This is a genomic window from Thermodesulfobacteriota bacterium, assembly GCA_040755095.1.
Classification (GTDB): domain Bacteria; phylum Desulfobacterota; class Desulfobulbia; order Desulfobulbales; family JBFMBH01; genus JBFMBH01.
Genome location: JBFMBH010000151.1, coordinates 1 through 10,539 on the forward strand (window position 1 = coordinate 1; position 10,539 = coordinate 10,539).

At 68.8% G+C, this 10,539-nt stretch carries 9 protein-coding genes; 4 read left to right on the forward strand and 5 right to left on the reverse strand.

The features are described from left to right. Window positions 1–308 (forward strand): hypothetical protein (locus tag AB1634_16960; GenBank protein MEW6221206.1); only part of this gene is annotated, 308 nt, incomplete at its 5' end. Window positions 309–490: 182 nt separating this feature from the next. Here AB1634_16960 and AB1634_16965 read toward each other — a convergent pair. The 5 genes from AB1634_16965 to AB1634_16985 all read right to left on the reverse strand — a co-directional run bounded on the left by AB1634_16965 (window position 491) and on the right by AB1634_16985 (window position 7,392). After that, window positions 491–3,790 carry an efflux RND transporter permease subunit gene (locus AB1634_16965; GenBank protein ID MEW6221207.1) on the reverse strand — a complete coding sequence of 1,100 codons (3,300 nt, stop codon included), beginning with the start codon at window positions 3,788–3,790 and terminating at the stop codon, window positions 491–493. After that, window positions 3,787–4,926: an efflux RND transporter periplasmic adaptor subunit gene (locus AB1634_16970; GenBank protein ID MEW6221208.1), complete on the reverse strand. Its 1,140-nt coding sequence runs from the start codon at window positions 4,924–4,926 to the stop codon at window positions 3,787–3,789. The genes AB1634_16965 and AB1634_16970 overlap by 4 nt, the downstream gene beginning before the upstream one ends. A 31-nt stretch (window positions 4,927–4,957) precedes the next feature. After that, window positions 4,958–6,190 (reverse strand): bifunctional phosphopantothenoylcysteine decarboxylase/phosphopantothenate--cysteine ligase CoaBC, encoded by a 1,233-nt coding sequence (gene coaBC, locus AB1634_16975; GenBank protein ID MEW6221209.1) that lies wholly within the window; start codon window positions 6,188–6,190, stop codon window positions 4,958–4,960. 49 nt (window positions 6,191–6,239) lie between these two features. Further along, window positions 6,240–6,806, reverse strand: a complete 567-nt coding sequence (locus AB1634_16980) for a hypothetical protein (GenBank protein ID MEW6221210.1) — start codon at window positions 6,804–6,806, stop codon at window positions 6,240–6,242. A gap of 67 nt (window positions 6,807–6,873) precedes the next feature. Continuing rightward, the gene (locus AB1634_16985; GenBank protein MEW6221211.1) at window positions 6,874–7,392 is read right to left on the reverse strand and encodes a nitroreductase family protein; all 519 of its coding nucleotides are present in this window, start codon (window positions 7,390–7,392) and stop codon (window positions 6,874–6,876) included. 285 nt (window positions 7,393–7,677) lie between these two features. Between AB1634_16985 and AB1634_16990 the strand changes: the two genes are divergently transcribed. From AB1634_16990 to AB1634_17000, 3 genes are all read left to right on the forward strand, one after another. After that, window positions 7,678–8,520: a TatD family hydrolase gene (locus tag AB1634_16990; GenBank protein ID MEW6221212.1), complete on the forward strand. Its 843-nt coding sequence runs from the start codon at window positions 7,678–7,680 to the stop codon at window positions 8,518–8,520. Further along, the gene (locus AB1634_16995; protein MEW6221213.1) at window positions 8,517–9,209 is read left to right on the forward strand and encodes a YggS family pyridoxal phosphate-dependent enzyme; all 693 of its coding nucleotides are present in this window, start codon (window positions 8,517–8,519) and stop codon (window positions 9,207–9,209) included. The genes AB1634_16990 and AB1634_16995 overlap by 4 nt, the downstream gene beginning before the upstream one ends. A gap of 490 nt (window positions 9,210–9,699) precedes the next feature. Further along, window positions 9,700–10,170, forward strand: a complete 471-nt coding sequence (locus tag AB1634_17000) for a MucR family transcriptional regulator (GenBank protein ID MEW6221214.1) — start codon at window positions 9,700–9,702, stop codon at window positions 10,168–10,170. Window positions 10,171–10,539: the final 369 nt, after the last annotated feature.

Consider the following 10,539-nt stretch of genomic DNA (forward strand, 5'->3'; position numbering starts at 1 on the left):
AGCAGGGATTTTATGAGCAGGTGGTGGAATTCGAGGAGGAGGCGACCATGCCGTATGTGTCCAGTGTGGAGCGGATCGGGATGAAGAGGGGTTTGGCGCAGGGTCTTGAGAAGGGCCTTGAGAAGGGTCTTGAGAAGGGCCGTCAGCAAGGCCGTCAGGAAGGCCGTCAGGAGGCCAGAATGGAGGTGGCAGCCAACCTGCTGGACATCCTGGACGACGAGGCCATCGCCCGTCGTACCGGATTGGCTGTGGAGGAGGTGCGGCAGCTGCGCGCCGGGGGCTTGCCGGTGCCGGGGCGGTTACCGTGAAAAACGAACCGCAGAATGTCCAACAAGGAGTTTCGAAGGCAGAAGGGACCGGTAATTGACGTTTCAGATCAGTTCTGCCGGTCCCTTCTGCGGTTGGACATTCCTTGTCCGACATTCGATATTCGCTGTTTTTTCGTGCGCACTGCCCATCCGTTCCGCCGTCGCCGTCTTCCCGAAACAGCTCACCGCCCCGCCGTCGTCCCGAACAGCCGCTCGTAGAGCCCCCACCAGGCCCGGTGGCTGGCCCGGGTCAGGCGGCTGGCGGCAGCGCTGGCGGAGCTCACCAGGGAGTACAGGCAGGGCACCACGAGCAGGGTGAGGAGGGTGGCCACCGCCAGGCCCCAGATCACCGCCACGGCCATGGAGCGCCACCACTGGGAGGACTCGCTCACCCAGGCCATGGACATGGTGTGGAAGTCGACGGAGATGCCGGTGACCATGGGGATGAGGCCCAGGATGGTGGTGACGGCGGTGAGAAGGACCGGCCGCAGCCGGGTGCAGCCGGCCAGCAGCAGGGCCTCCCGGACGGCCAGGCCCCGGGCTTTGAGCTGGTTGGTGTAGTCCAGGAGGACGATGGCGTTGTTCACCACCACGCCGGCCAGGGAGATGACGCCCACTCCGGTCATGATGATGCCGAAGCTCATCCGGTGCAGCACCAGACCGAAGAAGGCGCCGCCCAGCGAGAGCAGCACCGAGGTCATGATGATGAAGGGCTGGGCGATGGAGTTGAACTGGGCCACCAGCACCAGGAAGACCAGGAACAGGGCGACGATGAAGGCCTTGGCCAGGAAGTCCTCGGACTCCTGCTGGAACTCGAATTCGCCGGTGAAGCGGTAGCGGTAGCCGGGGGGCATCTCGAAGGCAGCCATCAGCCTTTCCACCTGGGCCCGGGCCACCGGACCCGGCACCCGGGATTCATCCACGTTGGCCTTCACCGTCACCGTGCGCTGGTTGTCGATGCGGACGATGCGGCCCATGCTGCCGCCATACTCCAGTCGGGTGAGGGTGGACAGCGGCACCAGGCGGCCGTCCGGCAGCGGGACCATGAGGGTGCGCAGAAGCTCCGGATCCCGGCGCGCTCCTTCCGGCAGCTGCACGGTGATGTCGTACTCCTCGTCCTGCTCGTGGAAGGTGGAGACATCGCTGCCGTTGTAGGCCAGCCGCAGGGCAGCGCCGATGGCCTGGGTGCTGAGGCCGGCCAGGGCGGCCCGCTGGCGGTCAACCTCCAGGCGGATGGTGGGAGCGCCGGCGATGAAGTCGTCCCGGATGTCCTCCACGAAGGGCACCGCGGCGGCCACCTCCCGCACCCGGCGGGCGATGAGGCCCAGGACCTCGAAGTCCGGGCCGCTGATCTCGATGTTGATGGGCGCGCCGGTGGGCGGTCCCTCGCTGGCCTCGTTCACCGTCACCTTGGCGCCGGGGATGAGCGCCACCCGCTCCCGGATGGCGGCGGCGATCCGGGGGGTGGGGACGGGGCGCTCCACCAGATCCAGGAATTGCACGCCGATATGGTTGGGGGCGTTGGGGTCGAAGGGGAAGCCGGCCTCGGGGTTGGCCATGGTCCGGGCATAGAGGTGCCGCACCGAGGGGAGGTCCGAGACCGCGGTCAGGGGAACGCCCCCGGCGGTGCGGTGCTCCTTGCCGGCCAGGGCCTCCTGGTAGCCAGTGGCGGTCACCAGGGGCACCGGGCCGGTCCGCTCATCCGCCACCGCCATCTCCACCGCCCGGGCCACCCGGTCCGCCAGCTCCAGGTCGGCGCCTTCCGGCAGGTCCAGGTTGACGTAGAGGGTCTTGGGATCGATGGCCGGGAAGAATTCCACCGGCCGGTCGAGGCCCACCAGAAGGAGCCAGACCTGGACGGTGAGCACCACCAGGGCGACGGCACTCCCCAGAACCACCAGCCGGTGATCCAGTGCCCAGGCCAGGAGGCGGCGGTAGGCGGACAGGATCGGCCCCAGCTGCTCCAGGAGCGGCGCCTCGCCGGCAGCCGGCCGGCTCGGGCTCCCGGAGGGGGCGGCCTGGATGAAGAAGGCAGCCAGGGCGGGGTTGATGACCAGGGCCACGAAAAGGCTCGCCGACAGCGCGATGATGCAGGTCAGGGGCAGGTACTGCATGAACTCGCCCATGATCCCGGGCCAGAAGAGCATGGGAAGAAAGGCGGCCAGGGTGGTGAGGGTGGAGCCGATCACCGGGTAGGCCACTTCGCTGGTGGCCCGCATGGCGGCCTCCACCCGGGGCACCCCCTGGGAGGCGAAGCGGAAGATGTTCTCGACGATGACGATGGCGTTGTCCACCAGCATCCCCAGGGCCAGGGTCAGGGAGAACAGGACCACCATGTTCAAGGTGATGCCCAGGGCAAAGAGCACGCAGTAGGACAGGAGCATGGAAAAGGGGATGGCCAGGGCCACCAGGATGGCGTTTCGGAGGCCCATGGCCAGGGGCAGGACCAGGACCACCAGAAGAAGACCGGTGACGAGGTTGTTCTCCAGATCGGCCACCATCATCCGGATGTCCTTGGCCTTGTCCATGAGCTTGGTGATGCGGGTGCCCAGGGGCCAGGTGGGGGCGAGCTCGGCCAGGAGCCGATCCATGGCGTCGGTGATGGCGATGATGTTCTCGCCGGCCCGCTTCTTGACCAGGATGCTCACCGCCTCCTGGCCATCCAGCCGCGCCCGGCCCGCCTCCTCCTTGAAGCTGTCCCGGACCGTCGCCACGTCCTTGAGATGCACCGGCTGGCCCTGGTGGCTGCCCACGACGATCTGGAAGAGCTCGTTGGGATTCTTCACCTTGCCGGGCACCTGGAGCTGGATGCGGCCGTCGGCCAGGCGCAAGGCGCCGGCAGAGGTGTTGGCGTTCTCGCCCATCACCGTCCGCTCCAGGGTCTGGATGGGGATGCCGTAATAGGCGAGCTTTTCCGGAAAGACCTCGACGCGGATCTCCCGCTCCCGGCCACCGGAGACCTCCACCTCCAGGATGCCGGGGATGGTCTCGATGGCGTCGCCGATATCGTCGGCCATCTCCTTGAGCCGCCCGGCCTCCACCGGGCTGGTGAGTGACAGGACGACGATGGGCAGCTCCGAGAAGTTGACCTCGAAGACAGAAGGGTCCTCGTCCAGGTCGTTGGGCAGCTCGGCCATGGCCTCGTCCACTTGGTCCTTGACCTTGCGCAACGCCAGATCGATGTCGGTGCCGCTCACAAACTCGATATTGATGGAGCTGAGTCCCTCGGCGGAGACCGACTGGATCTTCTTGACATTTTCCAGGCCCTTGAGCTTGTTCTCCAGGGGGATGGTCACCGAGGTCTCCATGTCCACCGGCGACACCCCCCGGTAGCGCGTGGAGATGAAGACGTTGGGTACGGTCACGTCCGGGTCCGACTCCCGGGGCAGGGCCTGGTAGCAGTACAGGCCGAAGACCAGGATCAGCGCCGCCAGGACCAGCACGGTCACCCGCTGGCGGACGGCGGTATCGCTGACCATCATGGCAGGATCTCCGCCAGGCTGTCGGCGATGCGGCGTACCGCCACCGGCTGCCCGTCCCCCAGGCTGCGGTGGCCGACCACCGCCACCAGCTCACCTTCGGCCAGGCCGGAGGGGATCTCCATGCTCCAGCCCTGGAGGATGCCGGTGACCACGGTCCGCCGGCGGGCGATGCCGTTTTCAATCACGTAGACGAAGCGCTCCTCATCCTGGGCCAGCACCGCATACAGGGGCACCGCCAGGGCTGCCGGCAGCCGGCGCTTGACGATGGTCGCCCGGGCGAACATGCCTGCCCGGATGGCGCCGTCCGGGTTGTCCACCGCCAGGTGCAGCCGATACGCCATGGCCCGGGAGTCGGGCTGACTGGCCAGGAAGATCTTGCGGCCGACTACGGAGCGGCCGGCCAGGGCATCGAAGGCCAGCTGGCATTCCGGCATGCTCTGGACGGCAGGAACGTCGGACTCCGGGATGAAGACCTCCACCTTGACCCGGGAGAGATCGAGGATCCTGGCCACCGGATCGCCAGGCTCCAGGAGGAGGCCCCGCTCCACCGGCAGCTCGTCCACGATGCCGGCCATGGGCGCCCGGACCTGGGTGCGGGCCAAGGCCAGCTCCGCCCCGGCCCGGGCGGCGGCAAGCTCCTGCAGCTGGGCCTGGGCCCGGTCCAGCTCCGCCTGGGCCACCGCCTGGCGGCCGGCCAGGCCGCTCAGGCGCTGCACCTCGAGGCGGGCCAGCTCCTCCCGGGCGACCACCGCTGCCCGCTCCTGCTGGTAGTCCCGGGGGTCGATCTCGGCCAGCAACTGGCCCTCGGCCACCCGGTCGCCCTCCCGGATCGGCAGGCTGACGATCTGGCCCCGCACCTGGGCATGGACGAAGAGATCCTGCCAGGGCAGGGCTGTGCCGGGCAGCTCCAGCTGGTCGGCCAGGGGCTGGGGGGCCAGGCGCTGGACCACCACATTCACCGGTGGCCGGTCGTTGGCCAGGGCCGCCGCCTTCTCCGCGGCCAGGCGCTGCCTCTCCTGGCTCACCAGGCGGCCCAGGGTGAGGATGGCCGCCACCAGGGCCAGGAGAAGAAGCCAGGGCAGGGCGGCCCAGACCATGGCCGAGAACGGGCGCCGGCCGCTGGGGGCATCGGGCATGGCAGTACCTTTCGGGATGAGGCGGGGTTGATCAGGTGTGGGCAGGCATGGCCGGGGTGGGGCGCCGGAGGACCACCTGATCCCAGAGCCGGTCGGCGGCCTCTTCCTTGGTCAGGAGCGGGCACTCCTCCATGGAGCCATCCCGCAGGAAGAGGGTCATGGCGATGGCGTCCACGTCGAAGCCGGCGTCGGCGCGGCTGATGTCGTTGGCCACCAGAAGATCAAGGTTCTTTTCGCGGAGCTTGCGCCAGCCCTCGTCGGCGGTGACCAGGCTTTCCGCCGCGAATCCCACCAGAAAAGGGGAGGGGCCTGCGCCTCGCCGCCGGCCGACCTCGGCCAGGATGTCCGGGTTGGCCACCAGATCCAGGGCCGGCACGCCTTGCGCCTTCTTGATCTTGGTGGCTGCGCAGACCGCCGGCCGGAAGTCGGCCACGGCCGCTGTCTTGACCACCAGGCTCGCCTGGGCCAGCTGGCGCTCCACCGCCTGGGCCATCTCCAGGGCTGTGGTCACCCGGACGAGCTCGACCCCCGGGGGCGGTGGCAGGGCGGTGGGGCCGCTCACCAGGATGACCCGGGCGCCCCGGCGGCGGGCGGTGCGGCAGACTGCATCCCCCATGCGGCCCGAGGAGCGGTTGGACAGATAGCGCACCGGGTCCAGAAACTCCCGGGTGGGGCCGGCGGTGACCAGTACGGTCTCGCCCGCCAGGTCCTGGGGCGCGAGGGCGGCAAGGAGTGCCTCGCGGATGGCGTCCCACTCCGGCAGCCGGCCTGGTCCTTCCTCGCCGCAGGCCATGGCCCCGCACTCCGGCTCGACGATCCGGTAGCCGAAGTGGCGCAGCCGCTCCAGGTTGGCCTGGGTGGCCGGGTGCTGGTACATGTGGCTGTTCATGGCCGGGCAGACCACCACCGGCGCCCGGCAGGCCAGGATGATGGCGGCCAGCAGGGAATCGGCGGCGCCCCCGGCCAGGGAGGAGACCGTCTGGGCGGTGGCCGGCGCCACCAGCACGAGGTCGCAGCCCCGCGCCAGGCCGATGTGGGGCATCTCGCCGTCCCCGGCCTCGAACATGCCGGTGTAGACCCGGCTGCCGGACAGGGCCTGGAAGGTGAGGGGGCTGACGAAGCGGCTGGCCGACTCGGTGAGCACCACCGAGACGGCGGCCCCTCCCTCCCGCAGGCGGCGGACGAAGTCCGGCGCCTTGTAGGCGGCAATGGAGCCGGTGACGCCAAGCAGCACGTGGCGGTGGGCGAGTTGGGGTGAAGGCATAAAGGGCGGCTCTCCCACGGACAAAAGGTTGACCAGCCGTAGGCCGGGCTCAGCGGTAGCCGCGGCCGGGGGGCAGGGGCTCCTCCTGGACCCTGCCCCCCAGGGGCGGAGCCAGTGCCGGGCCGGGCAGGCCCGCCCCGGTCCGGCCGCTCCCGGCCAGATCCTCGGAGACGTAGATGAACACTCTGGTCTTCATGCCGAAATCCGGCTCGAAGATGCTCATCATGCAGGTCTTGTTGGGCGGCTTGGTGAAGGCCAGGAGGATGTTCTGGTAGGTCACCTGGCCGGCGACCTGCCAGCCGTGCTTGGCCATGGCCCCGGTGAAGTACTTGGCCAGGGAGCTCACCTCCACCCGGCCGGAAAAGGCCAGGATGCCACCGGCAAAGGAGGCGGTTCGGATGGACATGCTGTCATCCCGGTCCCAGGACAGCTCGTTGGGGATGGGAATGTCGTTGTGCTCGGTGTAGTAGGGGGCGTTCTCCGGCGGCAGATCTACCGCGGCGGCATCGGGGGCCTGGGTGGCCGGGGCGGGCTCCAGGACGCTGGCACAGCCGCTGGCCACCAGACAGCAGGCCAGGCTGGCGACAACAACGAGGCGGGGGCAGGCAGAGATCATGGCTGGTCTCCTCGGGGCAAGGGGTTCAGCGGCGCCGTGGTCGGGCTGGCGGCGGGCGGCCTGGGGACTAAAGCTCCTTGAGGATGAACTGGGCCAGCGGCCGGCGGGTCGAGACTTGGCTGCGGTGGGCCGGATGGCCGACCGCCACCACCGCCATCAGCTCCAGGCCGGGGGGCAGGCCGAGAATCTGGCCAACCGCCTCCCGGCTTTGGAGGATCTGGCCCAGCCAGACGGCGCCCAGGCCCAGGGCCTCGGTTGCCAGCAGCATGTTCTCGATGCAGGCGCCAGCGGCCTGGTGATCCTTCACCGGGTCGTACATGGCTTCCTGGTCCAGGTAGACGGCAATCAAGGCGGCGGCGGCCCGCACGATGTGGCCGTACCGGGTCTGGCCGGCCAGCGCCTCCTTGACCGCCGGGTCCAGCACCGTGACGAAACGCCAGGGCTGGTTGTTGAGGCCGGATGGCGCCCAGATCCCGGCCTCGATGATCTTCAGGAGGGTCTCCCGGGCCACCGGCTCGGCGGTGAACTCGCGGATGCTGCGCCGCCGGTGGATGGCTTCAATGACCGGCGAGACGGAGGAGGCCATGGTCACAGCTCCGGGTGAAGGAGGAGGGGCGACCCGCCCCCGGTTCGGCGGCGGCAGCGCTGGCCACATTAGTATGGCCTCTTGTCCTTTGTCAAGCAGGCCACCGGGAGGGGGCAGCCCGTTTGCAGCCGGCGGGCGATCGGCGGCCAGGTTGCGGCCTCGGCCCTGCCAGCCGCGAGGCCGGTCTGGTCTTGCCCTCCTCGGCGTTGCGGCAGGCGGCGATTTCTGGTAGACAGGGCCGGCGTCCTGGACAAGGGCGGCGTTGCAGCAAGGAGACGACGAGCCATGGCCCAGAAGCCGCCGGCAGCCCTGCCGGTCCTGCCCGCGGGGGTCCAGTTGGTGGACACCCACTGTCATCTCGATATGGCGGCCTTTGCCGAGGATTTGCTGGCGGTCCTGGACCGGTCCCGGGCGGCCGGGGTGACCCGTCTCGTCACCATCGGCATCGATCTGGCCAGCTCCCGGCAGGCGGTGGCGCTGGCCGGGCGCTTTCCCGGGGTGTTCGCCACCGTGGGCATCCATCCCCATCACGTAAGCGGCCTGACCGGCGCCGACTACGACGAGCTGGCCGCCCTGGCCGCAAGCCCCGGGGTGGTGGGCCTGGGGGAGATCGGCCTCGACGCGGTCAAGGCATACGCCCCGATGGCGACTCAAAAGGAGCATCTGGAGCGGCAGCTCCGCCTGGCCCGGGACCTGGGATTGCCCGTGGTGCTGCACGATCGCGAAGCCCATGCGGACCTCCTGGCCATCCTGGACCGGGTGGGCCCGCTGCCGGCCCGGGGGGTCATGCACTGCTTTTCCGGGGATCTGGAGCTGGCCCGAACCGCGGTGGCCGCCGGCTTTCTCGTCTCCATCCCCGGGGTGGTCACCTTCCCCAAGGCCGAGGCCCTGGCCCAGGTGGCGGCTTCTCTGCCCCTGTCGGCCCTGCTCCTGGAGACCGATGCCCCGTATCTGGCGCCACAGCCCCGCCGGGGCCGCCGCAACGAGCCGGCCCTGGTGGTCAGCACCGCGTTCCGGGTGGCGGAGCTGCGGGGCCGGCCTGTGGCGGAGATCGCCCAGGCTACCACTGCCAATGCGGAGGAGCTGTTTCGCCTGCCCCAGCGCTTCTTGACCCCGGAGGCCCGATGATGCCTGGCATTGCCGACAACCTGGCCCGGATCCGGGAGGCCATGGCGGCCGCCTGCCTGCGCGCTGGCCGGTCGCCGGAGTCGGTGCAGCTGGTGGCGGTGTCGAAGCGGGTGCCGGTATCCCGCATCCAGGAGGCGGTGGCCGCCGGCCAGCGTCACTTCGGCGAGAATTATCTCCAGGAGGCCCGGAACAAGATCAAGGCGGTGGCCGGACCAGTGATCTGGCACTTCATCGGCCACTTGCAAAGCAACAAAGCGCGGGAGGCCGCGGCGCTTTTTTCCGTTGTCGAAACGGTGGAGCGGCGGTCGGTGGCCCAGCGCCTGCACCAGGCCCTGGCGGCGGAGGGCCGCCGGCTGGAGATCCTGGTCCAGATCAACATCGGCGGCGAGCCCCAGAAGTCCGGCGTGCTGCCGGAGGCGGCCTCCGAGCTGCTGGCCGGTCTTGCCACTTTCCCCACCCTGGTCGTCCGGGGACTCATGACCATTCCTCCCGCGGCTGACCAGCCCGAGGCCAGCCGCCCCCATTTCCGGGCCCTGGCTGACTTGGCCGCTGATCTCATCCGGCAGGGCCTGCTGCCCGCCAAGGATTGCCAACTGTCCATGGGCATGTCCGCCGATTTTTCCATCGCCATCGAGGAGGGCGCCACCCTGGTTCGGGTGGGAACAGCCCTGTTCGGCTGCCGGCGATAGCCGTCTTGCTGGGGCCAAGTCGCGCATCCCGGCGGCAGCTGAGGGGTGGGCGGGAAGTCATCAGGCGGGGAGAAGAGGCCGGCCGGCAAAGGATCAGCGATCTTGCCGCTCCGCGTGCATCCATCCTGCGCAGTGCAGAACGGTCCTCAGCAGCAAATGCGGGGACAGTCTCTTGGCCCGGAATGAAGCTGCCTGCCAACAGGCATGTGGCTGGTCGCCGGCGGAGATCGGTGCGAGACTGCCAGGTGATGCGGACGGTGATGGGGATGCGCCGGGATCAGTTCGTGACAGATGCAGGTCGACCATGGACAAAAAAGATCTTGCATCAGGCCTTCGCTGTGCAATAATTGGGGTGATCTTGAGCCGGAGTCCCTGCCGATGCTGTGCCGGCATCGGAATTGCCTCCGGCGAGGCTGGGCCGAGCGGGGTCAAGGCGATCGCGATCGGCTGTTCTGTTCTCATCCTCATCTTGCGGGCACGGGAGGAATGTATGGCGAAGACCCTGGTGGAAATGGCAGCCGATATCGTGCAGGCACAGTCCTCGACACGCAGCATGTCAACCGACGAGATTACCTTTGCCCTGCAGCAGACCTTCAAGGCGTTGCAGGGTATGCAGCAGGTGGGGTCCGCAGCGGCCTTCGCCGGCCTCGGCGAGGAGGCAGCTGAAGAGGCCGAGGCCGCAGCGGTGCCGCCCGCCATCAGCCCGGAGAAGTCGATCCAGAAGAACCGGATCATCTGTCTTGAGTGCGGCCAGGAGTTCAAGATGCTTTCCCCCAAGCATCTTCGTTCCCACAACCTGGATGGCCGCTCCTACCGGAAGAAGCACGGCTTCTCCCTGCGTCAGCCCCTCTGTGCCAAGAGTCTCTCCGAGCGCCGCAAGAAGGCGGGCAAGGAGCGGGGGCTGCCGGAGAACCTGCGCAAGTCCATCCAGTCGCGGCCCCGGCGCGGTCAGGGCGCCTGAAACCGGCCGGGCAGCGGCTCTTGGCGCCAGGGATGGGCGGTGGGGCCAGGCGTGCGGTGAGATGCCATTCATCCGCAGCCCCCCCGCCTGTCCCCGCCTCCCGTCTGGGTTTTCTCTTGCGATAGGCATGCCGGTATGCTAATAGAGACGGCAGTGTTCTCCGGACGGCGGGCCGTCGGTGCATCCTGTGCGTTTTCCTGAAGAAGGATTCAGATAAGGAACAGAGGGCCCGGTCTCCGGGTCGGGCATCCCGAGAGTCGAATGAGCACACCCCGGTGGCACCGTGGGCTCGGCATGTTGTTGCTGGCGGCAGGGGTGGCGACGGTGGTTGGCTGTGGCGCCTCGGTGCGGGTCAGCAAGGTGGAGACC